37 protein-coding genes and 4 pseudogenes are annotated in these 26661 nt (G+C 46.8%); all 41 read left to right on the top strand.

Annotated features, from left to right (window positions below; all coding sequences use genetic code 11):
* Position 1 precedes the first annotated feature (1 nt).
* Positions 2–280 carry a 30S ribosomal protein S19 gene (locus C0582_03405; GenBank protein ID PLX29592.1) on the top strand — a complete coding sequence of 93 codons (279 nt, stop codon included), beginning with the start codon at positions 2–4 and terminating at the stop codon, positions 278–280.
* The gene (locus C0582_03400; GenBank protein PLX29591.1) at positions 280–654 is read left to right on the top strand and encodes a 50S ribosomal protein L22; all 375 of its coding nucleotides are present in this window, start codon (positions 280–282) and stop codon (positions 652–654) included. The genes C0582_03405 and C0582_03400 overlap by 1 nt, the downstream gene beginning before the upstream one ends.
* Complete coding sequence (locus tag C0582_03395) at positions 654–1313, top strand: 30S ribosomal protein S3 (GenBank protein PLX29590.1); 660 nt, start codon at positions 654–656, stop codon at positions 1311–1313. The genes C0582_03400 and C0582_03395 overlap by 1 nt, the downstream gene beginning before the upstream one ends.
* 30 nt (positions 1314–1343) lie before the next feature.
* Positions 1344–1754: a 50S ribosomal protein L16 gene (locus C0582_03390; protein PLX29589.1), complete on the top strand. Its 411-nt coding sequence runs from the start codon at positions 1344–1346 to the stop codon at positions 1752–1754.
* 15 nt (positions 1755–1769) lie between these two features.
* Complete coding sequence (locus C0582_03385) at positions 1770–1964, top strand: 50S ribosomal protein L29 (protein ID PLX29588.1); 195 nt, start codon at positions 1770–1772, stop codon at positions 1962–1964.
* Positions 1965–1972: 8 nt separating this feature from the next.
* Positions 1973–2209: a 30S ribosomal protein S17 gene (locus tag C0582_03380; protein PLX29587.1), complete on the top strand. Its 237-nt coding sequence runs from the start codon at positions 1973–1975 to the stop codon at positions 2207–2209.
* Positions 2210–2221: 12 nt separating this feature from the next.
* The gene (locus C0582_03375) at positions 2222–2590 is read left to right on the top strand and encodes a 50S ribosomal protein L14 (GenBank protein ID PLX29586.1); all 369 of its coding nucleotides are present in this window, start codon (positions 2222–2224) and stop codon (positions 2588–2590) included.
* Between the two features lie 3 nt (positions 2591–2593).
* Positions 2594–2920, top strand: coding sequence for a 50S ribosomal protein L24 (locus C0582_03370; protein PLX29585.1), 327 nt, complete (start codon positions 2594–2596; stop codon positions 2918–2920).
* 4 nt (positions 2921–2924) lie between these two features.
* On the top strand, positions 2925–3467 hold the full coding sequence (locus tag C0582_03365; GenBank protein ID PLX29803.1) for a 50S ribosomal protein L5: 543 nt from the start codon (positions 2925–2927) through the stop codon (positions 3465–3467).
* Positions 3468–3478: 11 nt separating this feature from the next.
* Complete coding sequence (locus tag C0582_03360; protein ID PLX29584.1) at positions 3479–3784, top strand: 30S ribosomal protein S14; 306 nt, start codon at positions 3479–3481, stop codon at positions 3782–3784.
* A gap of 15 nt (positions 3785–3799) precedes the next feature.
* The gene (locus tag C0582_03355) at positions 3800–4198 is read left to right on the top strand and encodes a 30S ribosomal protein S8 (protein PLX29583.1); all 399 of its coding nucleotides are present in this window, start codon (positions 3800–3802) and stop codon (positions 4196–4198) included.
* A gap of 23 nt (positions 4199–4221) precedes the next feature.
* Positions 4222–4758 carry a 50S ribosomal protein L6 gene (locus C0582_03350; protein PLX29582.1) on the top strand — a complete coding sequence of 179 codons (537 nt, stop codon included), beginning with the start codon at positions 4222–4224 and terminating at the stop codon, positions 4756–4758.
* Positions 4759–4768: 10 nt separating this feature from the next.
* On the top strand, positions 4769–5137 hold the full coding sequence (locus C0582_03345) for a 50S ribosomal protein L18 (GenBank protein PLX29581.1): 369 nt from the start codon (positions 4769–4771) through the stop codon (positions 5135–5137).
* A gap of 11 nt (positions 5138–5148) precedes the next feature.
* On the top strand, positions 5149–5724 hold the full coding sequence (locus tag C0582_03340) for a 30S ribosomal protein S5 (protein PLX29580.1): 576 nt from the start codon (positions 5149–5151) through the stop codon (positions 5722–5724).
* Complete coding sequence (locus C0582_03335) at positions 5721–5918, top strand: 50S ribosomal protein L30 (protein PLX29579.1); 198 nt, start codon at positions 5721–5723, stop codon at positions 5916–5918. Before C0582_03340 ends, C0582_03335 begins: the two co-directional genes overlap by 4 nt.
* An 8-nt stretch (positions 5919–5926) precedes the next feature.
* Positions 5927–6391, top strand: a complete 465-nt coding sequence (locus C0582_03330) for a 50S ribosomal protein L15 (protein ID PLX29578.1) — start codon at positions 5927–5929, stop codon at positions 6389–6391.
* Between the two features lie 19 nt (positions 6392–6410).
* A complete protein-coding gene (locus C0582_03325; protein PLX29577.1) occupies positions 6411–7739 on the top strand; it encodes a preprotein translocase subunit SecY in 1329 nt (442 codons plus the stop codon).
* Positions 7736–8383 (top strand): adenylate kinase, encoded by a 648-nt coding sequence (locus C0582_03320; protein PLX29576.1) that lies wholly within the window; start codon positions 7736–7738, stop codon positions 8381–8383. The genes C0582_03325 and C0582_03320 overlap by 4 nt, the downstream gene beginning before the upstream one ends.
* Positions 8384–8452: 69 nt before the next feature.
* Positions 8453–8821 carry a 30S ribosomal protein S13 gene (locus C0582_03315; GenBank protein ID PLX29575.1) on the top strand — a complete coding sequence of 123 codons (369 nt, stop codon included), beginning with the start codon at positions 8453–8455 and terminating at the stop codon, positions 8819–8821.
* Positions 8822–8845: 24 nt separating this feature from the next.
* Positions 8846–9238 (top strand): 30S ribosomal protein S11, encoded by a 393-nt coding sequence (locus C0582_03310; protein ID PLX29574.1) that lies wholly within the window; start codon positions 8846–8848, stop codon positions 9236–9238.
* Positions 9239–9260: 22 nt separating this feature from the next.
* Positions 9261–10274: a DNA-directed RNA polymerase subunit alpha gene (locus tag C0582_03305; protein PLX29573.1), complete on the top strand. Its 1014-nt coding sequence runs from the start codon at positions 9261–9263 to the stop codon at positions 10272–10274.
* A gap of 28 nt (positions 10275–10302) precedes the next feature.
* The gene (locus C0582_03300) at positions 10303–10734 is read left to right on the top strand and encodes a 50S ribosomal protein L17 (protein PLX29572.1); all 432 of its coding nucleotides are present in this window, start codon (positions 10303–10305) and stop codon (positions 10732–10734) included.
* A gap of 89 nt (positions 10735–10823) precedes the next feature.
* On the top strand, positions 10824–11348 hold the full coding sequence (locus tag C0582_03295) for a GNAT family N-acetyltransferase (GenBank protein ID PLX29571.1): 525 nt from the start codon (positions 10824–10826) through the stop codon (positions 11346–11348).
* A gap of 541 nt (positions 11349–11889) precedes the next feature.
* Positions 11890–12639, top strand: a complete 750-nt coding sequence (locus C0582_03290) for a hypothetical protein (protein PLX29570.1) — start codon at positions 11890–11892, stop codon at positions 12637–12639.
* Positions 12640–12743: 104 nt separating this feature from the next.
* Positions 12744–13100 carry an NADH-quinone oxidoreductase subunit A gene (locus C0582_03285; protein PLX29802.1) on the top strand — a complete coding sequence of 119 codons (357 nt, stop codon included), beginning with the start codon at positions 12744–12746 and terminating at the stop codon, positions 13098–13100.
* Positions 13097–13633: an NADH-quinone oxidoreductase subunit B gene (locus C0582_03280; GenBank protein ID PLX29569.1), complete on the top strand. Its 537-nt coding sequence runs from the start codon at positions 13097–13099 to the stop codon at positions 13631–13633. Before C0582_03285 ends, C0582_03280 begins: the two co-directional genes overlap by 4 nt.
* The gene (locus tag C0582_03275) at positions 13633–14280 is read left to right on the top strand and encodes an NADH-quinone oxidoreductase subunit C (GenBank protein ID PLX29801.1); all 648 of its coding nucleotides are present in this window, start codon (positions 13633–13635) and stop codon (positions 14278–14280) included. Before C0582_03280 ends, C0582_03275 begins: the two co-directional genes overlap by 1 nt.
* A 118-nt stretch (positions 14281–14398) precedes the next feature.
* Positions 14399–15605: pseudogene (locus C0582_03270) on the top strand (NADH-quinone oxidoreductase subunit D).
* A gap of 14 nt (positions 15606–15619) precedes the next feature.
* A complete protein-coding gene (locus C0582_03265) occupies positions 15620–16180 on the top strand; it encodes an NADH-quinone oxidoreductase subunit NuoE (protein PLX29800.1) in 561 nt (186 codons plus the stop codon).
* Positions 16174–17457, top strand: a pseudogene (locus tag C0582_03260) (NADH-quinone oxidoreductase subunit F). Before C0582_03265 ends, C0582_03260 begins: the two are co-directional and overlap by 7 nt.
* Positions 17454–19529, top strand: coding sequence for an NADH-quinone oxidoreductase subunit G (locus tag C0582_03255; protein PLX29568.1), 2076 nt, complete (start codon positions 17454–17456; stop codon positions 19527–19529). The pseudogene C0582_03260 and the gene C0582_03255 overlap by 4 nt, the downstream one beginning before the upstream one ends.
* Positions 19526–20545 carry an NADH-quinone oxidoreductase subunit NuoH gene (locus tag C0582_03250; GenBank protein PLX29567.1) on the top strand — a complete coding sequence of 340 codons (1020 nt, stop codon included), beginning with the start codon at positions 19526–19528 and terminating at the stop codon, positions 20543–20545. Before C0582_03255 ends, C0582_03250 begins: the two co-directional genes overlap by 4 nt.
* A pseudogene (locus C0582_03245) lies at positions 20542–21029 on the top strand (NADH-quinone oxidoreductase subunit NuoI). Before C0582_03250 ends, C0582_03245 begins: the two are co-directional and overlap by 4 nt.
* A gap of 12 nt (positions 21030–21041) precedes the next feature.
* Positions 21042–21653 (top strand): annotated as a pseudogene (locus tag C0582_03240) (NADH-quinone oxidoreductase subunit J).
* Positions 21650–21958, top strand: coding sequence for an NADH-quinone oxidoreductase subunit NuoK (locus C0582_03235; GenBank protein ID PLX29566.1), 309 nt, complete (start codon positions 21650–21652; stop codon positions 21956–21958). The pseudogene C0582_03240 and the gene C0582_03235 overlap by 4 nt, the downstream one beginning before the upstream one ends.
* Positions 21955–23436, top strand: a complete 1482-nt coding sequence (locus C0582_03230) for a hypothetical protein (GenBank protein ID PLX29565.1) — start codon at positions 21955–21957, stop codon at positions 23434–23436. Before C0582_03235 ends, C0582_03230 begins: the two co-directional genes overlap by 4 nt.
* Complete coding sequence (locus tag C0582_03225) at positions 23414–23827, top strand: hypothetical protein (protein ID PLX29564.1); 414 nt, start codon at positions 23414–23416, stop codon at positions 23825–23827. Before C0582_03230 ends, C0582_03225 begins: the two co-directional genes overlap by 23 nt.
* A 61-nt stretch (positions 23828–23888) precedes the next feature.
* Positions 23889–24179 (top strand): hypothetical protein, encoded by a 291-nt coding sequence (locus tag C0582_03220; protein PLX29563.1) that lies wholly within the window; start codon positions 23889–23891, stop codon positions 24177–24179.
* Between the two features lie 7 nt (positions 24180–24186).
* Positions 24187–25359, top strand: a complete 1173-nt coding sequence (locus C0582_03215) for an NADH-quinone oxidoreductase subunit M (GenBank protein PLX29562.1) — start codon at positions 24187–24189, stop codon at positions 25357–25359.
* Entirely contained in the window at positions 25356–25604 is a 249-nt protein-coding gene (locus C0582_03210) for a hypothetical protein (GenBank protein ID PLX29561.1), read from the top strand. The genes C0582_03215 and C0582_03210 overlap by 4 nt, the downstream gene beginning before the upstream one ends.
* Positions 25595–26653, top strand: coding sequence for a hypothetical protein (locus C0582_03205; GenBank protein ID PLX29560.1), 1059 nt, complete (start codon positions 25595–25597; stop codon positions 26651–26653). The genes C0582_03210 and C0582_03205 overlap by 10 nt, the downstream gene beginning before the upstream one ends.
* Positions 26654–26661: the final 8 nt, after the last annotated feature.

Genomic DNA, 26661 nt, shown 5'->3' with positions numbered 1-26661 from the left:
ATTGTCCCGTTCTGTTTGGAAAGGCCCTTTTGTTGATCACTACCTGCTAAAGAAGGCAGAAAAAGTCAGAGACTCTGGTCGTAATGATGTGATCAAAACATGGTCGCGTCGCTCAACCATTTTGCCCAACTTTGTTGGTTTGACTTTTGGTGTTCACAACGGTAAAAAATTTATCCCCGTTCTTGTGACTGAAAACATGATTGGTCACAAATTTGGTGAATTTTCTGCAACGCGTACCTATCACGGGCACGGCGTTGATAAAAAAGCGAAAAGAGGTTAATGAATATGGCGCTTTCCTCAAAACAAGTTTTAGCAGTAAACAAAATGATACGGTCTTCGTCTCGTAAGTTAAATTTGGTTGCTGCCCAAATACGTGGTTTGCCAGTACACAAAGCGATTCAACTGCTGGAGCTTTCTCCTAAGGGTGTTGCGAAAGATGTACGTAAAACACTTTTGTCTGCGATTGCCAATGCAGAAAACAATCACAACTTGGACATTGATTCTCTGAAGGTGGTTGAGTCGTCTGTAGGTAAAGCTATGGTTATGAAGCGCTTTATGCCAAGAGCGCGGGGTCGTGCATCGCCCATCCTCAAGCCTTTTAGTCGCTTGAGAATTGTTGTTGAAGAATGCGCTGAAAATGGAGAGGTGGCCTAATGGGACAGAAAGTTAATCCAATCGGTCTTCGCCTTGGTTATACGAAATCGTGGGATTCTATTTGGTTTGCTGGTAAAGATTATGCTCAGCAGCTTAAGCAAGATCTAATGATTAGAAAGTATATCTTTAAAAACTATAAATCTGCTCAAGTTTGTCGGGTTGTTGTTGAGCGCCCTGCTAAAAAGCCGAATATTTCTATTTATGCGGGTCGTCCAGGTATTTTGATCGGAAAAAAAGGCGCTGACATTGATGCGCTTAAAAAGAATCTAGAAAAACTGATTGGTACTGACGTTGCCTTGAACATTCAAGAAGAGCGCAAGCCTGATATTAACGCAAAGCTTGCCGCTGAAAACATTGCAGGTCAGCTTGAGCGACGGGTTTCGTTCCGTCGGGCGATGAAAAAAATTGTTCAATCTGCTTTGAGATCGGGTGCTGAAGGGATTCGTGTCAATGTGGCGGGGCGTCTTGGTGGCGCTGAGATCGCTCGGATGGAGTGGTATCGTGAAGGGCGCGTTCCTTTGCATACCCTCAGAGCTGATATTGATTATGGTACTGCATCAGCGCACACAACCTATGGGGTTTGTGGTGTAAAGGTGTGGATTTATAAAGGTGAAAGCCAATTGGCGACAACACCAAGTGAAACACAAAAACAGTCGTAAGTTGTAAGGTATTAAGATTTAGGTTTAGATATGCTGAGTCCTAAAAAAACAAAATTTAGAAAAGCCTTTAAAGGCCGTATCCATGGTGAAGCTAAAGGTGGGTTTGATCTTTCTTTTGGCCAGTTTGGGCTGAAGGCTATCACCCCCGAGCGTATTACGGCACGCCAAATAGAGGCATGTCGTCGTGCTATTAACCGGCATCTAAAGCGTGCAGGGCGTGTTTGGATTACGATATTCCCAGATCTTCCTGTGACGCAAAAACCTGCTGAGGTTCGTCAAGGTAAAGGTAAAGGGTCTGTTGAATATTGGGCAGCACGTGTGCACCCAGGTCGTATTTTGTTTGAAATTGACGGCGTGAGCGAAGAGCTTGCCCGTGAAGCATTTGATCTTGCGGCACAAAAGTTGCCCATTAAATGCAAATTTGTTAAGCGTTTTGTATAAGTTAGGTCTTGAATTATGTTGATGAAAGAAATATCTAAGTTAAGCGAGAGCGATATTAAAAAACTGATTCTTAAGAAAAAAGAAGAGTTGTTTAAGTTGCGCTTTCAAAAAGCTGGTGGACATGTAACGAATACAAGTCGTTTTCGCGAGATCAGAAAAGAAGTGGCTAGAGCACAATTGGCTTTGGGCCGGATCAATTCTAAAAGTTAAGGTTAGAAATGCCAAAAAGAGTTTTATCAGGTGTTGTTGTAAGTGATAAGTGTGACAAAACGCTAACTGTTAAGGTTACAAGACGTTTTATGCACCCTCTTTACAAAAAGTATATTACGCGGTCCAAGAAGTATGCGGTTCATGATCCGTTGAACGCAGGTAAGGTCGGTGACCACGTGCAGATAATTGAAAGTAAGCCAATCTCCAAGTCTAAGACCTGGAGCGTTTTGGCTGATAACTCTTAGTAAGGTGCTGTAATGGTTCAAATGCAAACAAGGCTTCAGGTTGCTGATAACTCAGGTGCCAAGTCTGTACAGTGTATCAAGGTTTTAGGTGGATCTCACCACATGGAAGCTGGTATTGGCGACGTGATCGTTGTCTCGGTTAAGGAAGCAATCCACCGCTCCAAGGTGAAAAAGGGATCCATTCACAAAGCTGTGATTGTTCGCACATGCGTTGGTGTGCGTCGCCCCGATGGTAGCCAAATCACTTTTGATTCAAACGCAGCTGTCTTGATTAATGCTCAAGGCGAGCCTGTTGGCACACGTATCTTTGGCCCAGTTACTCGTGAATTGCGTCAAAAAAAATATATGAAAATTATTTCACTTGCTCCAGAGGTGCTGTAGATTATGACCGTTAAATTTCGCATAAAATCTGGTGACACTGTTATTGTAACAGTTGGTAAAGACAAAGGTAAAACAGGTGAAGTTCAGTCTGTTGATCGCCAAAAGCACCGTGTGGTTGTTAAAGGTATCAACATTCAAAAGAAGCACCAAAAACCCTCTCAGAATAATCCTGGTGGGATGATTGAAAAAGAAGGCACTCTTCATATATCTAATGTGAGTCTGATTGATCCCGAGACAAAAAAACCAACCCGTGTGGGCGTTGAAATCTCGGCAGAAGGTAAAAAAGTGAGAGTTGCCAAAAAATCTAATAAAAAAATAGATGAGAAGTAATAACATGACACGCTTGCACAGCATATATGAGTCTAAAATTAAAGGATTGATGCAGGAAAAATATGGGTATAAAAACCCAATGGAAATTCCACGCATTGAAAAGATCACCTTAAACATGGGTGTTGGTGAAGGCTCAAAAGATTCGAAAAAAGTGACTGCAGCGGCGTCGAACCTTGCGGCAATCGCAGGACAAAAGCCCGTCGAAACGCTTGCTAAAAACTCAATTGCTGGTTTCAAAATACGGGATGGTATGAAAATTGGGACCAAAGTTACCTTGCGGCGTGCGCGTATGTATGAATTTTTAGATCGTTTGATCACCATTGCATTGCCACGTGTTCGAGATTTTCGCGGTGTTTCGCCTAAGTCTTTTGATGGTCGTGGTAATTACAGCATGGGACTTAAGGAACAAATCGTCTTTGTTGAAATTGATTATGACAAAATTGATCAAATTCGTGGTATGGACATTAATATAATAACGTCGGCTAAAAATGATGACGAGGCGCGTGAGCTTCTGAGATTCTTTGGTATGCCGTTCATTAAAAGTTAGTAGGTTGTTTTATGGCTAAAGAAAGCTCAGTACAAAAGAATTTAAATCGAAAAAAAATGGTTAAAAGAGATCAGGCAAAAAGAATGGCTCTTAAAGAAACCATTATGAATCGGGATCTTTCTGTGGATGAAAGATTTCAGGCGACGGTTAAACTTTCAAAGTTACCACGTAATGGTGCTCGTACCCGCATTCGTAATCGATGCGAACTTACCGGGCGCGCACGTGGCTACTACCGTAAGTTTGGCCTCTCACGTATTGCTCTGCGGCAGCTTTCTTCTGAAGGTCAGATCCCAGGCATGACAAAATCTAGTTGGTAATTGTAAGGAAGAAGAATGTCTCTATCAGACCCTATCTCAGACATGTTGACTCGCATTAGAAATGCGCAAACAAGACGTCATAACAAAGTATCTTGCCGGCACTCTCGGGTGAACGCTGATATCCTGACTGTTCTTAAGAACAAGGGGTTCATCGAGGCTTTTGAAGTTAAGGAAATTCGATCTGGTATTTCTGATTTGGTTGTCACGCTTAAGTACTATCAAGGGGCGGCTACAATCAAGTCATTGAAGCGTATTTCAAAGCCAGGTTGTCGCATTTACAAGTCAACACAAGATTTGAAGCCTGTTTTTAACGGTCTTGGATATGCAGTGATGTCAACATCAAAAGGTGTTATCACAGATGCAGAAGCTCGCAACCAAAAACTTGGTGGCGAAGTTTTATTTGAAATATATTAGTTTGAAGTGTTATAGGATCACATATGTCACGCGTTGGAGTTAAATCGATATCCCTTCCAGAAGGGGTTGCCCTTAAAATTGAAGATCAGGCAATCTCAGCTACTGGTAAGATTGGAACTGAGTCAACCCATTACGACACAATCAACACGCACGTTGATGTTAAAGAAGGTGTTGTAACGGTGAAGCCTCTTTCTGATAAAAAAGAAGCCATGATCATGTGGGGAACACAGAGAGCTAATATCGCGAACATCGTGAAAGGTGTCAGCGAAGGCTTTACCATTAACATGGAAATCAACGGTGTTGGTTATCGGGCAAATGTGCAGGGCAATGTCCTGACTCTTGCTCTTGGTTTTAGCCACGATGTGGTTTTTGATATCCCCGAGGATATTAAAATTGTATGCCCAAAACCTACGCAATTGACGATCACTGGATCCAATAAGCAACGCGTCGGTCAGATTGCAGCTAAAATCAGAGGATATCGCCCTCCTGAGCCTTATAAAGGTAAGGGAATTAAATATGCGGATGAAATTATTGTCCGTAAAGAAGGTAAGAAAAAGTAAGGTATAGATCATGACTAACTCTGTTCAAAAATATGAACGTCGTCAACGCCGCATCCGTTCTAAACTTAAGCGTCATGCTCAAGGTTCTGATCGCTTAAGGTTGTCAGTGTTTCGTTCTAACAATCATATCTATGCGCAAATCATTGATGACCTAAACCAAAAGACGCTTGTGTCTGCTAGCTCAACTGAGCCATCACTTAAAAGCAAGCTTGGTAAAGTTTCAGGTTGCGCCATAGCAGAAGAAATTGGTAAAGAATTTGCACGCCGGGCTGCTAAAGCTGGGTGTAAGAAGGTTTATTTTGACCGTGGTGCATTCCCGTACCATGGACGTGTCGCGGCATTGGCGAACGGTGCACGTGCCGAAGGTTTAGAATTTTAAAGGACTGACTTGTGAGTAATTTTAAAGAAAAGAATACATCAAATCTCGTTGATAAGCTTGTAAGCATCAACCGTGTTTCGAAGGTTGTTAAAGGGGGACGTAATTTCTCTTTCGCCTCCTTGGTTGTGGTTGGTGATGGCCAGGGACGTGTTGGTCATGGCCTTGGTAAAGCCCGTGAGGTGCCAGATGCTATTCGTAAAGCAAATGAAGCTGCAGAAAAAAACATGATCCGTGTTCCATTGAAGGAAGGTCGTACTTTTCACCATGATGTTGTGGGAACCTATGGGGCGGCTAAGTTAAACTTGCGTGCAGCTCCTCCAGGAACTGGAATCATCGCCGGTGGTCCTGCGCGGGCCGTTTTGGAAGCATTGGGCGTTCGGGACGTGGTTTGCAAGTCTGTTGGAACCTCTAACCCTCACAACATGGTTAGAGCCCTTTTTAATGGCCTGTTGTCGATGGCGTCTCCTCGGATGATTGCTCAACGTCGTGGCATGAAAGTATCTGATATTGTTTCAACTCGCCGCGCTGAAGACTCTGAAAAAAGCCAGGCAGGTGAGAATAATGAGCCTACTGAGGTGCAAGCATGAGTACTAAAACAATAACCGTTAAGCAAATTTACAGCGCGCAGCGTCGCCCAAAAGTACAACAGCAGTGTTTGCATGCTTTGGGCTTGCGTAAAATTAGTCAAACAAAAACACTGGAAGACAATCCCATTGTCCGTGGCCTTATCAATAAAATCAGACATCTTATTGAGGTCATTGAAACTCCTAAATCTAAATAGGTATTGATATGTTAAATCAACTTCGCGATAATATCGGTTCAAAGAAAAACTCAAAAAGACTTGGTCGCGGTATCGGTTCAGGTAAGGGTAAAACCTCTGGTCGTGGTGTTAAAGGATACAAAGCGCGCTCCGGATCTTCTGTAAATGGTTTTGAGGGTGGACAAATGCCCCTTCACATGCGATTACCAAAGCGTGGTTTTAAAAGCATTAACAGAGTTGAAATGGCCAAAGTTAATCTTTGCCGCTTGCAGGACCTTATTGAAGCTGGCAAGATTGATGCAAAAGCTGACGTGACTAAAGAAATCATGCAAAGTCTCGGCTTAATTCATTCTCAAAACGAATTGGTTAAGCTTTTAGGAACTGGGGATCTTGATGTTGCTCTCAACCTGCACGTTGATTTTGCGTCTAAAACTGCTGTAAAAAAGGTTGTTGCCAAGGGTGGGCAAGTTCATTTACAGTTTCCTCAAGAATAACTAACCCAAGAGGTTTTCTATGTCTTCTGCGGCTGAACAACTCGCTGCCAATTTTAATTTCAACGTTTTTTCTAAAGCGCATGAACTCAAAAAACGCATCTGGTATACACTAGGTGCGTTAATTATTTATCGTTTGGGAAGTTATATTCCGCTTCCTGGTGTTGATATTGCTGTTATCAAAACGCTTGCTAGCAAAAATGCCAATAATTTTTTTGGTATTTTTAATATGTTCTCCGGTGGTGCTTTGGAGCGTATGTCAATCTTGGCGCTTAACATTGTGCCCTACATTTCGGCAAGTATCATTATCCAGCTGATGACTGCTATTTCGCCGACTCTGGAAGCTTTGAAAAAAGAGGGTGAATCGGGCCGGCAAAAAATCAATCAATACACCCGTTATTTAACAGTGTTCCTGGCAACTGCTCAAGCTTTTGGTTTGTCAACAGGGCTTGTGGCTCAAGGGGCCGTTTCCATTGATCCAATTATTTTTAAAATTACCACTGTGATTAATATTGTTGGTGGTACGTTGTTCCTTATGTGGTTGGGCGAACAGATTACTTCACGCGGTATCGGTAATGGTGTGTCGCTGATTATTTTTTCTGGAATCGTGGCGAACTTACCCCAAGCAGCTTTAGGTTTGATTGAATTGGGACAAGATAATACCATTCCTATTATGTTTATCCTCTTTTTGTTTGCAGTTATTATTGCCATCTTTGCCTTCATCGTTTTTGTTGAACGGGCGATTCGTAAGGTCTTGGTTCAATACCCAAAACGCCAAGTTGGCGCACGTGTGCAGGGCGGTGAGGCGAGTTATATTCCGTTAAAGTTGAATAGCTCTGGGGTTTTGCCCCCCATCTTTGCTCAGGCATTGTTGGTTCTGCCATCGACTGCTGTAATGTTTGTTTCTGATAGTTCGCCAGAGTGGTTGCAAACGCTGTTGTTTTATCTATCTCCTGGTAAACCACTATTTATTGTGTTGATGAGCATATTGATTGTCTTCTTTGCATACTTCTACACGACCATTATTTTTAACCCAGCAGACACAGCTGAAAACTTGAAAAAATCCGGTGGCTTTATCCCAGGTATTCGACCAGGGCAGGCGACGGCAGACTTTATTGAGAGACTGCTCAATCGTCTTACGTTCTTTGGAGCCTCTTACCTGGTTATCGTTTGTTTGATGCCAGAGCTTTTAAAGGCGAAATACGCGGTTCCCTTTTACTTTGGTGGGACAAGCTTATTGATCATTGTCAGTGTAACCTTGGATACTGTGGCCCAAGTCCAATCGCATTTGGTGGCCCATCAGTATGAAGGGTTGCTGAAAAAGGCTAATCTTAAAGGACGTCGTCGATGAATATCATCCTGATAGGCCCTCCTGGGTCTGGAAAAGGGACACAAGCCGAGTTTTTGAAGAATACCTACGGGCTTGTTCACCTCTCAACGGGTCAAATGCTTAGAGACGAGATTGCTGAAGGAACAGAACTGGGGCAAAAGGCTAAGGACATGATTGATTCAGGTCAATTAATTGCCGATGACTTGGTTGTGAGTATGCTGAATGAGACGTTGAGTAAACCAGATTATCGCGTGGGTGTGATTTTAGACGGTTTCCCCCGCACGGTCAAGCAAGCGGTTTGTTTGGATGACATGCTTAAAAAATTGGATCGGACCATTGATCATGTGATACAAATAAAAATTGATGAACCGGTCTTGATGAAGCGGATCACCGGCCGGTTTTATTGTGGCCAGTGCAAAGCAAATTATAACGATTTTTTTAAGATGCCAGATGAGCAGGGTGTTTGTGATATCTGTGGCGCCTCTGACTTTATGAGACGGCCAGATGATTCTGCCGAAACTTTAAAAACACGTCTTAAAAAATATCAAGAAGAAACCCAGCCAATTATCCCTTTTTATATTGGGAAAGGTGTGCTGAAAGAAGTGGATGGATCTCTGCCAATGGAAGAAGTTTCCCGGCAAATTGCAGAAATTATCGAAAATTAATTTTTAACACTTGACGCATCCAGTCAAGATTTATAAAACACAGTATTAAAGAATTCAAGGAGTTATTCGTTGGCACGTATTGCAGGTATAAACCTTCCCGCTGGTAAGCCAGTCTGGATATCATTAACATACATTTATGGCATTGGCAGAACAGCCTCTGTTGACATTTGCCGAAAGGCCAACGTTGAGCCCATGACACGCGTCAGTAAATTGACTGAGGACGAAGTTTCCGCCATCCGTCAAGTGATTGATCAAGACCATCAGGTAGAAGGTGACTTGCGCCGTGTTGTGTCTATGAACATCAAACGGTTGGTTGATTTGGGTTGTTATCGTGGTCTGCGCCACAGAAAACGTTTGCCTGTCCGCGGTCAAAGAACACACACCAACGCCCGGACCCGCAAAGGTAAAGCGGTTGCAATCGCCGGTAAGAAAAAATAAATTCATTAAAAGTTAGAGATTAAAATGTCTAAAGGTACTCCTACTAAGCTACGTAAAAGAGAAAAGAAAAATATCGTCACCGGTGTGGCTCATATCTCTTCTACTTTTAACAATACGATTATCACAATATCTGACCCACAAGGGAATGTTATCTCTTGGTCTTCTGCTGGGGCACAAGGATTCAAAGGATCTCGAAAGTCCACTCCTTTTGCTGCTCAGATTGCAGCTGAAGTTGCTGGAAAAAAAGCCCAAGAGCATGGCATGCAAAATCTTTCTGTTTTGGTGAGAGGTCCCGGTTCAGGCCGTGAATCTGCTTTGAGAGCATTGGTTTCTGTGGGTTTTACCATTGACCAAATTTCAGATGTGACTTCTGTTCCCCATAATGGATGCCGTCCTCCGAAACGTCGTCGTGTATAACCTTTAAACGAGAGTATATCCTGTGTTACAAAAAAATTGGCAAACCCTTACTAAACCCGATACCTACAAAGTTGAAGAGCTATCTTCTTTTAAAAAATCTATCACTTTAAAGCCTCTTGAGAGAGGCTTTGGACACACACTTGGGAATGCCCTGCGTCGGGTTTTGTTATCCTCTATCCGCGGTGCTGCGGTTACTGCAATTAAGATTGATGGAGTGATGCACGAGTTCACATCGATTCCAGGTGTGCTTGAAGATGTAGCAGACATCATCTTGAACGTTAAAGGTATCAACTTTGTGTCTCACGCAGATATTGCAAAGCAAGTGACAGTTTCAGCTAAAGGTCCTTGTGTTGTGACAGCTGGTATGATTTCAGCAACGTCTGAGATCACCATTGCCAACCCTGACCACGTGATTTGTAATCTTGATAAAGACGCTGAGTTCTCCATGACATTGACCGTTGACCATGGGAAAGGCTACGTACCAGCATCTGAGAACAAAAACGAAGATATGCCCCTTGGCACCATTGCCATTGACTCTTTATATTCACCCGTAAAAATGGTTATTTACAAGGTTGATAATACTCGTTTGGGTCAGGCAACAAACTTTGATAAATTAACGTTAACTGTTGAAACAAATGGGACTGTTGATCCTGAAGACGCTGTTGCCCTTGCGGCGCGTATCATGCAAGATCAAGTGGCGCCATTCATTAACTTTGAAGAGTCAAAAGATGTCAAACAACAAGTTGAAGAAGAGGAAGAAACCGTTCCCCGGGCCTTGTTGAAAAAAGTATCTGAGCTTGAACTTTCTGTCCGGGCTGCAAACTGCTTGAAAAATGATAATATTGTTTACATTGGTGACCTTGTTCTGCGCACCGAGCCTGAGATGTTGAAAACACCAAACTTTGGGCGTAAATCTTTGAATGAAATTAAAGCTGTTTTGCAAGAAATGGGCTTAAGCCTTGGCATGGATGTGCCAAACTGGCCACCAGAAAACATTGAAGATCTGGCTAAAAAGTTCGACGATCCATACAATTAATATTTAAGTACTTATAGAGGAATTCGCTATGCGCCATAATGTAAAAGGACGTAAATTTGGACGAGATTCAAGCCACAAAATGGCGATGATGAACAATCTTGCTAAATCTTTGATTGAGCATGAACAGATCCGGACGACGTTGCCAAAAGCAAAAGATCTTAAATCATATGTTGAACGTATGATCACTGTGGGTGCTAAAGGGACGTTACATGCACGCCGTCAATTGATTTCAAAAATTGGCAACGGGATGGCAACAGAAAAACTTTTGACAAGCCTTAAAGAGCGCTACGCAAAGCGTTCAGGTGGATATACTCGTGTATTGAAAGCTGGATTTCGCCAAGGGGATAATGCGGCCATGGCTCTGATTGAATTGGTTGACCGTGATATGTCTGCTAAAGGGAACACTGGAACAGGGCCTAAGTCTGAAGAAAAAGAAGTTGAAGCAGCTGAGAAGAAGTAAGCATCACGCATCACAAAATTGATATATCTTTTGAGAGAGGCCTTGAGGCCTCTTTTTTTATCCTGTATTGTTTGAAAAATAGGCTTTAAATGAGTGACCTTAACTTCCGATCCGTATGCACGGCTGATATTCCTTTGGTTTTCTCTTGGTTGGCAGAACCACACGTGTGCACGTTTTGGGATAGCAGCCAAGCACATCGAGAGGATATCATCAATTTCGCCCAGGGACGGCCGACCCCATCAGAGTATTTTGGAGGAAAGTTCAGCTATTGGCTGGGCATGGCTGATGGCATTCCCTTTGCTCTTATTATGACCGTTCTAACGGGGCCAGGTGATCCTGTAGACAGCATTAAGCTGGCGCATTTATCTAAAACCGGCACCACCTATGGTATTGATTACATGATTGGGAATCCGGCGTATGTCGGAAAAGGATATGGTGCTAGGACATTACAGAGCTTTATAACATTTTTTCAAAGCGATGTTGATCCGACATCAGATGTGTTTTTGATTGATCCTGCTGTGGACAATCCCCGTGCAAGACATGTCTATGAAAAAGCAGGATTTAAGTACGTTGCGACTTTTGTTTCTGAAGAGACTAAACATTTTCTTTCCTGAAGAGGTCTCCTAAGAGCGTTAGCTGTCTTTAATAAAGGATGAAACTTAGGACACGCATGGAGTAGCATCCCTTACAAAGATATGTGTAATCTCAACGGATCGAAGAAGAATGCTTCCTATGACCCCACTCCCTATAGTCCTGCTTCGACTCCTCCTACTCCTGAGACTTGGATAAAGGGTGGACTGATTATTTCTTAGGTGTAATTATGATGAATCAATTTCTACTTTTAATTTTGCAAAGGAAAAATGCATAGTGGAAGTAAGTAGGTAGGTTAGGATTAACTTAAGGAATAGAAGTAAAGAAATAATTTCTTTATGTATTTTGAGGTGGTAACCCAAAGATCCCAACATAAGCTATTTTTTTTAACCAAGGTATTGTACTTAACTCTTGAATGCGCCTGATCAGTTTTGCTCTCTTTAGTTAAAAATATAAACGAAGATGATTCAGGTGGCGATAAGATTTTACTCTAAATATAACTTTTACTTGAAAAATTAAAAAAAGAACTATATTAATTTTAACTTAATAATATAGGAGTCAAAAATGCCCTTTATTCAAAAACAACTTATGATGTCACTTTTAGTCGTCGTTATAACTTTGCCAATTATGGCAATTTCTGGACCAGGCGATGATGTTGAAGACCAAGCGGGCTCTTCTTCAGCGTTAGCTGACGGGTCAATTAGTGTTCAAGATCCGTTTTTTCCAGATAAAAAAGGATATAGCGATATTCTAGATAAGTCTATCAAAAGTAGAGATTGGATAGAGTTTTCCATAAGAAGCTTGAGCAATACATTCTGCTCTAAACCTGATCAGAGTCAGCTAACCGTTGAAGGCTTTAAATCTTTTTTAGATCTTGTACTTGAGGCAACCAAAAATGATCTTGAATGTGCTATTAAGCTTAATGAGTTAATAAGTATAGATGGTAGGGGCCCGGGAAGAACGGAAATTAACCCCGGTTTTTATGGTAGTGGTGTCAAGTTCAGTTTATTAGAAGATCCACAAGCAATAATAGCGGTTCACAACATTCATCACTTTGTTTTTTATCAATTTAAATTTAGGATGGAATATCCAAAACATATTAAAGATTTTTTAGAAAGTATGGATGCTTTAGATATTCCAGAGGCAATTCGGGATACATTTGGTTTTCAATTTGAAGAAAGAAAAAAATTCATTAAAAACCCTCTTTTTTTCGCAGATCAAAGAATGAATAAATTTTTAGCCTATGAAAGACCCGTAAGACGCTTTGTAATTATGCCTGCACAATGTTTATACATTCCTGGATACAAAGAATAATTTAAACTGCCTACTCCTATAAAGTTTACAAAGGATGCCTTTTTCAAAAGTGGCATCCTTTTTTTTGCTGTGCTACTATTAATTTGTTTTTAATCAGGGTCATCATGGCACATCAATACTTACCAATTCTGCTTTTTTTTGGTGTTGCTGGGGGGCTGGCAGCAACGATCATCATCGCGTCTGCGTTGTTAGCCAAACGTAACCCTGACGCTGAAAAATGCGCCCCTTATGAGTGTGGTTTTGAGCCGATTTCTCAGAAAACAGGGAAGTTTGATATTCGTTTTTATCTGATCGCGTTGCTGTTTATTGTCTTTGATTTAGAGATCGCGTTCTTGTTTCCGTGGGCAATCGCCTTGAAAAGCTTAGGTTGGCCGGGGTTTTTGTCGATGCTTCTCTTTTTAACCACGTTGACGGTTGGATTTGTTTATGAATGGAAAAAGGGAGCGTTGGAGTGGTCATGAACCCAACAAATCAAGGCTTAGATGAAGCGCTTTATCAAGAGCCAATCAAGGTGTTTCAGGACCATATGGATAAAGAGGGATTCCTTGTTACGCAGATCGATAAGTTGGTGACTTGGGCACAGAATGGGTCGCTGTGGCCGATGAGCTTTGGTTTGGCGTGCTGTGCGGTTGAAATGATGCAAACCGCGGCCAGTCGTTATGATTTGGATAAGTATGGGGTGGTGTTCCGGCCCAGCCCGCGCCAATCAGATGTGATGATTGTGGCAGGGACGCTGACCAATAAAATGGCGCCGGCTTTGCGCCGGGTCTATGATCAAATGGCAGAGCCACGCTGGGTGATTTCCATGGGATCATGCGCCAATGGCGGTGGCTATTATCATTATTCGTATTCGGTGGTGCGGGGCTGTGACCATATCGTTCCGGTGGATGTCTATGTGCCAGGATGCCCGCCCACAGCGGAAGCATTGCTGTATGGGATTATGCAACTCAAGCGAAAAATCCAAGCAAAAGGGTATTATAAACGGTCAAAATGATGCCTAATTTCAAGCAAAACACCCCCCTTTTTGCGTTAAAATGCGCTCTTTTTGATCAAAAACAGCCTCTTTTCGAGCGGTATTTATATACCTTTGATGAATTAACTGTTTGGGTTTCACCGGAAACGTTAACAGAGGCGATTTCGTTTTTAAAAAAGGATCCTCGCTTTTCCTTTGAGCAGCTGATTGATGTGACCGCTGTGGATTATCCCGATCGAGAGATGCGCTTTGAGGTGGTCTATCATTTGTTGAGCCATCAAACAGGATTACGCCTTCGGGTGAAAACGGAGACAGCGCCCGAGACGTCTGTGCCGTCTGTGGTGGATCTGTATCCAAGTGCGTGTTGGTGGGAGTGTGAGGCGTGGGACATGTTCGGTATTTTATTTGAGGGTAATCCCGATCATCGCCGCCTGCTGACAGATTATGGTTTTGAGGGGCATCCGCTGCGGAAAGACTTTCCGGTGACCGGATATTACCAAGTGGCGTATGATGACGTGCAGAAAAAAGTGGTGCACCAACCAGTGGCGTTGCAGCAAGAGTTTCGTGAGTATGATTTTGAAAGCCCGTGGGAAGGAATAGGCCAGCTTTTTGATAAAGACAAACCCGCGGGCGATGAGGACGGCGCCGGAGAAAAAGAACATGGTTAAAAAAAGGAGCCAGGCTTTACTGGCTCTTCATTCGAAGGGATGATTGTTCCTGCAAAGATATTTATATCCGAAGGGATGGTTTTACCTGCAAAGATAATTGCAGAGGAAAAGGAGCGACATGGTTAAGGGCTTGGATCATACCCCGCTGACACCCAGCGATCCGGAAAATTACGTGGTCAACTTTGGACCCCAGCATCCCGCAGCCCATGGCGTGCTGCGATTGATGCTGGAGATGAAGGGTGAAACGGTGGTGCGTGCCGATCCACATGTAGGGCTGCTGCATCGCGGGACTGAAAAGCTGATCGAAACCAAAACTTACCTACAAGCGCTGCCCTACTTTGACCGGTTGGATTATGTCTCTCCCATGTGCCAAGAACATGCGTTTGCCCTGGCGGTGGAAAAGCTGATGGGCGTTGAGGTGCCGCTGCGCGGTCAATATCTGCGGGTGCTGTTTGCTGAACTGAGTCGTTTACTCAATCATCTCTTGAATGTGACAACGTTTGCTTTGGATGTGGGGGCGATGACACCCTTCTTATGGGCGTTTGAAAAACGTGAAGCGATGATGGAATTCTATGAGCGCGCCTCAGGATCGCGGATGCATGCGGCCTATTTTCGCCCAGGTGGCGTGGCGATGGATGTGCCACAAGAGCTGCTGGATGATATAGGGCGGTTTGCTCAAGACTTTCCACGCTTGATTGACGATATGATGACGGTGTTGACCGACAACCGGATCTTCAAACAGCGAACGGTGGATATTGGGGTGGTGAGCCAAGAAGAAGCGCTGGCCTGGAGCTTTTCCGGACCGATGTTGCGGGGGATCCGGGTTGGCTTGGGATCTACGTAAAGAGCAGCCCTATGATGTGTATGAGCATATGGATTTTGATATTCCAGTGGGGAAAAAAGGCGATTGTTATGATCGGTATTTGGTGCGGATGATGGAAATGCTGGAAAGCTTGAAAATCATTAACCAATGCTTGGCGCAAATGCCAGACGGGCCGGTGAAATGTTTGGATCGCAAACTCTCACCCCCGCCACGGGCTGAATTGGCGCAGTCCATGGAAGCGTTGATTCACCATTTTAAACTGTATACCGAAGGATATCATGTGCCTGCTGGGGAGACATACACGTGTGTTGAAGCCCCCAAAGGCGAGTTTGGCGTGTATTTGGTTTCGGATGGATCCAATAAACCATATCGCTGTAAAATCAGAGCGCCGGGATTTGCCTTTATGCAAGCCATGGACTTTATGGCCAAAGGGCACATGTTAGCGGATGTGAGCGCGATTTTGGGATCGAGGGACATTGTGTTTGGGGAGGTGGATCGATGACAGCGTATGCTGGGATGAGCGCGGGTCCTTTTGTTTTAAACGCCGAGACCCTTCAGCAAGCGCAGGTGATTTTAAAACGATATCCAGCGGATCGGTCGCCCAGTGCGGTGATGCCGATTTTGGATTTGGTCCAGCGCCAAAATGGCGGATGGCTCTCTATCGAGGCGATTGCGTGTGTCGCCGATTTTTTGAAGATGCCAGAAATACGCGTGTGGGAGGTGGCAACTTTCTATAGTTTGTTTAACATCAAGCCGGTGGGCACATACATGGTGCGGATTTGTGGAACCACGCCCTGCGCCCTGCGTGGCAGTGGTAAGATTATGAAAACTTGTGAAAAGTGGTTGGGCATTGAAGCGGGTGAAACCACTGATGATGGGATGTTCACCATTCAAGAGGTGGAGTGTTTGGGCGCTTGTGCCAATGCACCGGTGGCGTATATCAATGATGCCTACTATGAGGATTTAACGCCGTCATCGATGCGTCATATTTTAGAGCGGTTGGCGGATGGAGACATCCCTGAAGAAGGATCTCAAAAGCAGGGTGAAAATGATGATAGGAAGGAAGAACCGTGCTGAATCCAAAGGATCGTCTTTTCACCAATTTGAACGGGTCAGAGAGCTGGATATTAACGGCAGCTCAAAAACGTGGGGATTGGCACCAGACCAAAGATTTTTTAAAGAAAGGGTCGGCTTGGATTTTAGACCAAGTCCGTGATTCAGGTCTGCGCGGGCGGGGCGGCGCTGGCTTTGCTACCGGGATGAAATGGCACTTTGTGCCAGAGCAAAGCGATCAGCCGGTTTATCTGATTGTCAATGCTGATGAAGGTGAGCCGGGGACCTGTAAGGACCGAGAGATTCTGCGACACGAGCCCCATAAGCTTTTGGAGGGATGCGTGCTGGCCGCGCGGGCCATTGGCGCCAAGGTGTGTTACATCTATCTCCGCAGTGAATAACAACAACCGCGCCGTCGGTTAGAGCACGCGATTGCCGAGGCCTATCAAGCAGGACTGCTGGGCCCGGATGCCTGTGGCAGTGGCTGGCCGCTGGATGTGCATATCCACTTAGGGATGGGGGCGTATATCTGCGGCGAAGAGACAGCGTTGATTGAAAGCATGGAAGGCAAAAAAGGCCTGCCGCGCTTGAAACCGCCTTTCCCTGCAGTGGCAGGTTTGTATGGCTGTCCAACGCTGGTGAACAATGTGGAAACCTTGGCAGCGATTCCAACGATCTTGAGACGGGGTGCCGGGTGGTTTGCTGCCCTGGGACGGCCCAACAATACCGGGACAAAAGTGTTTTGTATATCTGGCCATGTCAACAAACCGTGTGTGGTGGAAGAGGAAATGGGCATTCCCCTGCGTACGTTGATCGAGACTCATGCTGGCGGCGTGCGCGGCGGCTGGGATAATTTGCTGGCGGTGATTCCAGGTGGATCTTCAGTGTCGCTTCTGCCGAAAGAAATCTGTGAGGATGTGTTGATGGACTTTGATAGCCTGCGGGCGGTTGAAAGTGGCCTTGGCACAGGGGGGATGATTGTGATGGATCGATCCACGGATATTGTGGCCGCCATTGCCCGATTGTCAAAATTTTACATGCACGAAAGTTGCGGTCAGTGTTCCCCCTGCCGCGAAGGAACGGGCTGGGTGTGGCGGATCATCAACCGCATGATTGTCGGTCAAGCCAGCATCGATGAAATTGATACGCTTTACCAGTTGACCAAGCAAATTGAAGGCCATACCATTTGTGCGTTGGGCGATTCTGCTGCTTGGCCGATTCAAGGATTGATTCGCCACTTTCGCCCGGAATTAGAGAGGCGAATTGAAATTTATCACCGCGATGAACGGATGCACGCATGACGGATAGCCAAGCCACCTTGACCTTGACAATTAATGACTGTCCGGTAGAGGTGCCAGTCGGCACAACCGTGCTTCAGGCCTGTCAGCAGCTGGGGGTGGAAGTGCCCGTGTTTTGTTACCATCCCAAATTGGAAGTGGCCGGTAATTGCCGCATGTGTTTGGTGCAAATTGGATCTATTCCCAAGCCGGCGGCATCCTGCGCATTGCCAGCAGTTCAAGGGATGACGGTTTATACCAACACACCCTTGGTACACGATGCCCGCAAAGGGGTGCTGGAATTTCTGTTGATCAATCATCCGTTGGATTGCCCGGTCTGTGATCAAGGAGGAGAATGTGATTTGCAGGATATCACCTTGGCCTATGGTGCGGGGAAAAGCCGGCCCCGGGAACCGAAACGCGTGGTGGATAATCCCGATCTGGGGCCGTTGATTAAAACCATCATGAATCGCTGTATTCACTGTATGCGCTGTGTTCGGTTTGGGAAAGATATTGCCGGGGTGCCCGAATTAGGCAGTTTGGGCCGCGGTGAAGATACCGAGGTCATGACGGTGGTGGGGCAAACGGTGGCATCGGAGCTGTCGGGCAATATGATTGATGTTTGCCCGGTGGGCGCGCTGACCGCGAAACCTTATGCTTTTGAGGGGCGGCCGTGGGAGTTTGATCATACGGTGTGCATTGATGTTCATGATGCCATCGGCAGTAATCTGCGCGTTGATACCCGAGATGGCCGGGTGATGCGAATTGTTCCTGCGCCCAATGAGGCGGTGAACGAAACCTGGATTACGGATAAAGCGCGCTTTAGTTACGATGCTTTGCGGTTGCAGCGATTAGATCAGGCTTATCAGCGGCTCAACAAACAAAGTGGCCTTGAGCCTTGTGCCTCGGATCAAGCGATCAGACGGGTAGCGCAGATGATGCAGCAGACGGATCCAACACGTATGGCTGTTGTGCTGGGCCCGATGGTTGATTTGGAAACGATGCATGCCGTTAAAAAATTAAGCCAGGCGTTAAACATCAACACATTTTGCAGTGCGCCAACTTCCACGTGGGTGCCGCAACAGGGGCGGGGCAGTTATTGCCTTAATACACCGCTGGCCCAAATGGAACACGCCGATGTGTGCTTGTTGGTGGCGGCCAATCCTCGCACGGAAGCGCCGTTGTTGAATACCCGCCTTCGAAAAGAAATTGTGCATCAGGGGTTAAAAGTAGGCGTTCTTGGCGACGCGGTTGATTTGACCTATGACTATGATCACTTGGGCGAAGATTTGGCGGCGCTTAATACGTTGGAGACATTGGATCATCCCTTCATTCAAGCATTGCAGGCGGCGCAAAAACCCCTGATATGCGTTAGTGGAGCGATCGAACACCACGATCAAGCCCGGGCGATTTATCATCAGGTGCGGCGATTGGCTGAGGTGTTTAAAGGCACAGAGCCGGCTTGGCAAAGTTTTAACTATCTCCCGCTGGAAGCCAGCCGGGTGGGCGCCCTGGATTTGGGACTGCAGACCCTGGACGGGCAAACCTTGCAGCAAAAACTTCAAGCTGGGGTGGGTGACGTGCTGATCAATTTAGGCTGTGATGAGATGCCTTTTGACGCATTGGGGCAAACCCAGATGATTTATCTGGGCTCTCATGGCGAAGCCGGAGCGGCCGCGGCCGATGTGATTTTGCCAACCCCCGCCTACCATGAAAAAGAAAGCACCACTGTCAATGCCGAAGGGCGGGTGCAGTTGAGCCATCAAGCAGTAGCGCTAGTGGGGAGCGCCAAGCCCGTGTGGATGTGGGTGCATCAACTGGGGCAAGCTTTGGGCCTGGATGCTTTTGATTCATTGGAAGCGGTGCGACGTGATTTGCAAGCCCAGCATCCTTACCTGAAACCAGGAGAGTTTCAGCCCCGGACCGTTGGGGCTTTGCCAGAGAGTGCGCCAGCAGTTGCTGCTGGAACCTGTGTGACATCACCCCTGAAAAATTTTTATCAAACCAATGTGATCAGCCGTTTGTCGCCATTAATGGCGGCGTGCACCCACAACAAACAGCGTGCAGAGCGGTTTGAAGAAGAGGAGCGACAATGATTGCGCTGCTACAAACCTGGGGGGCGGCACTTCCAGATTTTGTGGTGCTGACGATTCAGATTATTTTAGCGCTGGTGGGGTTGCTGCTGGCGGTTGCCTATTTGACCTATTTTGAGCGCAAAATCATTGGCGCGATGCAGTTGCGCCAAGGGCCAACAGCAGTGGGGGTCTTTGGGTTGATGCAGCCGCTGGCCGATGGCTTGAAGCTGTTTTTTAAAGAGTCAATTTTGCCCCGGCAGGCCCATAAGGTGTTGTTTTACTTGGCGCCGATGATAACGTTTGTCCTGAGCCTAATGGCGTGGGCGGTGATTCCGGTGGATGCTGGCCTGGTATTTGCCAACATCAATGTGGGGATTTTATACTTGCTGGCGATTTCTTCCATGGGTGTTTATGGCATTATTATGGCCGGATGGGCCAGTAATTCCCGCTATGCGTTTTTAGGTGGTTTGCGCTCGGCAGCACAGATGATTTCTTATGAAGTCTCGCTGGGCTTGATTGTGATGACGGTGCTGCTGTGCGCGCAATCGATGAATTTGACCGATATTGTGTTGGCGCAAAAACGGGTGTGGTTCGCGGTGCCCCTGCTGCCGATGTTTGTGCTGTTTTTGATATCCATCTTGGCCGAGACTAACCGAACACCGTTTGATTTGCCGGAAGCAGAGGCAGAATTGGTGTCGGGGTATAATGTTGAGTATTCTTCCATGCCGTTCGCGCTGTTTTTTTTGGGCGAATATGCCAACATGATTTTGATGAGTGCGCTGACAACGGTGCTGTTTTTAGGCGGCTGGTTACCACCGTTTGAGTGGTCTGTGTGGCAGTGGGTGCCCGGGCCGATGTGGTTTGGTCTGAAAGTGGCGATGGTGCTGTTCTTCTTTATTTGGGTGCGGGCAACTTTGCCGCGGTTTCGCTATGATCAATTGATGCGCTTGGGGTGGAAAGTATTTTTGCCCCTTAGTTTGGGCTGGATGGTTCTAACAGCGGCCGTCTTATTAACGTTTAACTGGTTTGGGGGATGATGAAAAAAGGCTCAATGAGACGGCTGTTGCTGATGGAGATTCTCTCGGGATTGGGCATGACGCTGCGATACTTTTTTAAACGAAAAGTGACGATTAATTACCCGTATCAAAAAAGCCCCATTAGCCCGCGATTTCGCGGCGAACATGCCCTGAGGCGCTATGAAAATGGTGAAGAACGGTGCATTGCCTGTAAGCTGTGTGAAGCGGTGTGCCCTGCGCAGGCGATTACCATTGAGGCCGAAATTAAACCGGATGGGGCAGCCGGCGCACCACCCGCTATGATATTGATATGATTAAATGTATTTACTGCGGGCTGTGCCAAGAATCATGCCCGGTGGATGCCATTGTTGAAGAGCCTAATTTTGAGTTTGCCACCTACACCCGCGCCGAGCTGATGTATGACAAACAAAAGCTGTTGGATAACGGCGACCGGTGGGAAAGTGAACTGGCGAAACGGATAGAAGCGGAGGCGCGGTATCGATAGGCGAGGGTAATGATGACATTTATGGATTTTCTGTTCTATTTATTTTCTTTGGTGTTGATCCTGGCCTGTGCGGGAGTCGTGAGCGTCCGCAATCAGGTTTACAGTGTGCTGCTGTTGATTTTAGCTTTTTTCAACGCGGCAGGCTTGCTGGTGTTGATCGGCGCTGAGTTTATGGCGATGATGTTTGTGATTGTCTATGTGGGGGCGGTGGCGGTGCTGTTTTTGTTTGTGGTCATGATGCTGGATACCTCAAACGCCCCCACGGGACCGGGCCTGAAACAGTATTTGCCAGGAGCGCTGGCCGTGGCTGGGTTAATTGGGGTTGAAGCTGCTTTGTATGTGTGGCGGGGCGATGTAGGCAAACAGGGGTTGGTGTAGCTACCGCCCCAACCAGAGCAGTTGACCAATGTACAGGCGATTGCCGCGGTGCTGTATACCGATTATTTTTATATCTTTCAACTGGTTGGGCTTGTGCTGTTGGTGGCGATGGTGGTGGCGATCGCCTTGACGCAACAGCATTGCCAAGAGGTGAAACGACAACAGATTGACCAGCAGCTGGACTGCCAAGCCGATGAACGTGTGCAGTTGGTGGCCGTGAAAACCAAACCAAGGCGGCAACCATGAGTATTACCCTTTGGCATTTTGTGGGGCTCTGTTTGATGATTTTTACCATCGGCGCTGTGGGATTATTTTTAAATCGCCGCAATTTGATTTTGATTCTGCTCTGCCTGGAAGTGATGCTGCTGGGGGTGTCGATTTTACTGGTGGCGGCTGCCCGATATGCGGGATTGGTGAGTGGTGAAATTTTTGCCTTGGTGGTATTGGCGATTGCCGCGGCCGAGGCAGCGATTGGTTTAGCATTGCTGATGTTGATCTTTCGAAAACACAAAAACATTTCGGCTGACACCTTGCGGGAGATGCGCGGATGATTAAACTTTTAGCCTTTATCGCCCTTTTTCTCCCCGTCTTCAGTGCCGCTGGATTGGCGCTGTGGGGCCGGCGTCTTTCGTTGGCAGCTGTTTATGGGGTGGCAACCGGCGCGGTTGCTCTTTCGAGAGGAGCCACAGCTGCGTTGTGGTTTGGCCTTACGCCTGGGACAGCAAGCGTTATATCCTTTTGGACCTGGCTTCATGTTCGCGTAGGTGCGGGTGTTTGTTTATCCTCTGACTTTGCCCTGCGATTAGATGCCTTGGCTTTTGCGATGATGATGGTGGTGGCCGTGATTTCAACAGTGGTGCATGGCTATGCCTATGGTTATATGAAAAAGGATCCCAGCGCTGTCCGGTTTGCCTGCTTGTTGAATGTGTTTACTTTTTTCATGGTACTGTTGGTCTCGGCCGCTGATCTGGGACAGATGTTCATTGGCTGGGAAGGGGTTGGCGTTGCCTCCTTCCTTTTGATTGGTTTTTGGTATACCAAGCAGGCGGCGCGCACAGCTGCCTTGAAAGCATTTTGGATCAATCGAATCGGTGACTTTTTTCTGATTTTAGGGATAGGGGGCGTGTTCACAATGTTTGGAACAGTAAGCTATGCAGATTTGCTGGCACCCGGTGCTGTGCAAATTCACGCGCTATCCCCAAAGTTTGAAGGGGTGTGCCTGCTGCTGTTGGTGGGGGCGATGGCAAAATCGGCGCAGTTTGGCTTTCATGTTTGGTTGCCAGATGCCATGGAAGGGTCAACACCGGTCTCTGCGCTGCTGCACTCAGCCACGATGGTGACGGCGGGTGTCTTTTTGTTGATTCGGTTGAACCCATTGTTTGAGGCGAGTGAGCTGGTGCGATCTGTGATCGTCGGGGTGGGCGTGCTCACCGCGCTGCTGGCAGGGTCTGTTGCTTTGGCCCAAACGGACCTGAAGCGGGTGATTGCCTATTCAACGTGTAGCCAATTGGGCTTTATGTTTATCGCCATTGGGGTATCGGCCTATGGGTTGGCGTTTTTTCATTTGATCACTCATGCCTTTTTCAAAAGCTTGTTGTTTTTGGGCGCCGGCATCGTGATTACAAAATCGAATCATGTCCAAGACATAACCCGTATGGGTGGGATGCGGCGACAGCTGCCCATTACCCATGGGGTGATGCTGATGGGAACGTTGGCGCTGGTGGGGATGCCGCTGTTTTCTGGGGCCGTGTCGAAAGATTTGATCCTGGAGGCGGCCTGGGCATATCCGGGGCAACAGGGATTGGGTGCCCTGGCTTTATTATGGCGGTCTGGTGGCGGTGGCGCTGACGGCGCTTTATGCGTGGCGCTTGATGATTTTGGTGTTTTATGGACCGACAAGAACAGCGCAGGATATCAAGGCTGCCCCCCGCGAGCGGACGGATTTGTGGAAGATGTGGCTGCCAACACTCCCGTTGGCTGCGGCAGCCCTTGGCTTGGGGGCGTTGTTGAAGCCGTGGTTTGTCGGTGAGGGCGCACTCTGGCAGGGCGTGATATCTTTTGGGGACTTGGCCCTGCGGTTGGAACGGGTGCATCAAGCCCCTTGGGTTTCTCTGCTAGTGAGTGTGGTGGTTGTTCTTTCAACGTTGACTGCTTTTGCAGCATTTTGGTGGCGCGCCTTAAATGATCGGTGGCTGCGCTCAAAGATGGGGCGGGTTCTCTTTGCCCAGGCTTTCTTTAATGAGCGATATCACAAAGTCTTTGTTCACCCGATTTTAGCGGTGGGGCGTTGGCTAAGCTGGTCAGATCAGGCTGTTATTGACCATTGGGGGCCAGAAGGTGTGGGCCGCGGGGTGAACGATTCAGTGGTTGGATCTGTCGTCTTCAATCGGGATATTTGTATCGCTATGCCTTGTGGATGATTCTAGGAATGCTGGGGATTCTGGCGATCCCCCTGATTTGGATGATGAGAGGAGGAGGGTGATGAATTTTATACTTTTGCCTCTGTTGATTTTTTTGCCGTTTGCGGGCGCCTTGACGCTGATGCTATGGCGATTCCAGAGCGAAACCGCGGCTCAAAAAACGGCCGTGGGATTTAGTGTGGCAACCTTGGTGTGGTCGCTGATTCTATGTGCTTTCTTTGATTTTTCCAGCAGTGAGATGCAGGGAGTTTGTAAGTTATGGAATCGTATTCCCTTGCTATACGTTGATGGGCTGTCAATCTTTTTCGTGCTGCTGACAACGGTTTTGGTGCCGCTCTGCCTGTTGGCCTGAAAAGAATATTCATCGATATCTGGCCTTGTTTCTGTTGCTGGAGAGCTTAATTCTTGGCTCTTTCTTGGTGTATCCGCCCCTCTTGTTTTATGTGTTTTTTGAAGCGACCCTGGTGCCGATGTTTTTCTTAATTGGCGTTTGGGGGGGCAAAGACCGGGTGGCTGCGGCGATCAAGTTTTTCCTGTATACCATGGCTGGATCGGTGTGGATGTTGATTGGGATTATTTCCCTTTATCATGCCTCTCTCGTAGCGGAAAATCAGATGCTGGATATGTTGCCGTTTACAGCAGAGATTCAACTTGTTGTGGGCATCGGTTTTCTTGCTTCGTTTGCGGTGAAGGTGCCGATGTGGCCAGTGCATACGTGGCTGCCGGCCGCACATGTGCAGGCGCCGACTGGGGTCTCCATGATTTTGGCGGGTGTGCTTTTGAAAATGGGCGGCTATGGCTTGATTCGCTTTATGCTGCCGTATGCCCCGGTGCCGAGCTATGAGTGGCGGTGGGTGATAATGGCCTTAAGTGTGGTGGCGGTGATTTATGCATCCCTGGTGGCGCTGGCCCAAACCAATATGAAAAAACTGGTGGCCTATTCCTCCATTGCCCACATGGGGGTGGTGACCTTGGGTATTTTCTCGGCAAGCTTGGGGGGTCTGACCGGCGCGGTTTTTCATATGATCAGCCATGGCTTGGTGTCGGCAGGTCTTTTCTTTGTGGTGGGCTTGCTTTATCAGCGCACCCAAAGTTTGGAGATAAAAGATTATGGCGGAGTGGCCAAGGCGATGCCGCTGTTGGCAGTTGGCTTTATGGTGTTGACCTGCGCCAGTATGGGCGTACCGGGAACCAGTGGCTTTGTCGGCGAGTTGTTGGTGATTATCGGCGCTTATGGCCTTCACCCGCTGTGGGCTGCGGGGATTGCCATGGGGTTGATTTTAGCAGCGATTTATAGCTTGAAGCTCTATAGCGGGGTGATGTTTGGACCTGCTCATGGAGCGGCACCGCAGTTGCCAAAACTATCCTTCAGGGAAAAGATAATCCTGGGGCCGCTGGCGGGGTTGATTTTGCTTTTGGGGCTGTGTTCATCCTTGATCTTGAAGCCGATTGAAGCCAGCACCAAAGTAATCCATCAGCAGTGGATGAGGGCAAAAGCAGTAAGTAGTGATCCAAAACGGAGGGATGCATGACGACAGCCTTTATACCATTTATGGTTGAGATTTTTTTAGCTGGCTTTGCCTTGATTGCAGTTGTATTGATTGCTTTTAAGAGGTCGATGCCGTATGAGAAGATCTACTTTTCCCCTTTGGCGTTCATTGTATTGATTTCTTACATACAGATGCCCACCAAGTTTTACATACCGGCGCCGTTTGTCGACAAAACACCTATAGCAATGATGTTAACCGTATTGATTTTAGCGACAATGTGGGGGTAGCAGTTTGTCCTAAGCGGTGCCGCGATGAGCCGGAATCTTTTGTCTTCATTCTGCTGTCGGTGTTGGGGTTGGTGACCATGGTTTCGGCAAACCATTTAATGACGCTCTATGTAGGCATTGAATTGGCAACCTTTCCAGTGTTGGCGTGGATTGCTTTACGCCGGGATAATAGCAGGGCGTTGGAAGGAGCGCTCAAATATTTTGTGCTGTCGGCTTTGGCGTCTGGCATAATGCTGTTTGGGATGGCCTTGATTTTTTGTGGAGGGCTCTCTCTCTCGTATCCAGGTCTACTAGAGGCGCAGATAAATCCAATATTTTTAATCGGCGTTTGTTTGGTTTTGGTGGGGCTGATGTTTAAACTCGGACTGGTGCCGTTTCATTTTTGGCTGCCGGATGTCTATCAAGCTTGCACGGTTCGGCAAGCAGCCTATATCAGTATATCCATGAAAATTGCGGCGGTGGGAGCTATGATTGGTCTTGTAACAGCGCTGGACACTTTTTTTAACGGTTTGTGGCCTTATATCTTTGGCACGGTGGGGGTTTTATCGGTGCTGGTTGGGTCCTTTGCAGCCCTTTGGCAAAAAAATCTGAAACGGTTGTTGGCTTATAGTGGCATTAGCCATATGGGGTTTATCGCCTTCACGTGGATGTGGGTGACTAACTTTAATACTATTAGTGGCCTTTTCTACCTTGGGGTCTATCTTATGTCTTTGGTGGTTGTTTGGAAGATTCTGATTTTCTTAGAAGATAAAGAAGGGGAAGAAATTGACCAGTGTCGAGATTTGTCAGGGTTGGCGCAAACCCATCCCCGTCAGGCATTTTGGATGGCTGTGGCGCTGGTGTCTTTGATGGGACTGCCACCGCTGCCCGTTTTTTTTGGGAAGCTAAGGGTGCTGTCGATATTAGTCATGCAACAGTACCTGTGGCTGGCTGTGTTTTTGGTGATGATGACGGTTGTGAGCGCTTTTTATTCGCTGCGCCTGATTCGTTATATATATTTCTGCCCCCCTGAAGAGATGAGCTCTGGCCATTTGGGGAGTCCCCAATAAGTAAGATC

It is taken from the genome of Alphaproteobacteria bacterium (assembly GCA_002869105.1).
In the GTDB taxonomy this organism is placed as follows: Bacteria; Pseudomonadota; Alphaproteobacteria; order UBA7879; family UBA7879; genus UBA7879.
This window is presented reverse-complemented; position numbering and strand designations above follow the sequence as displayed.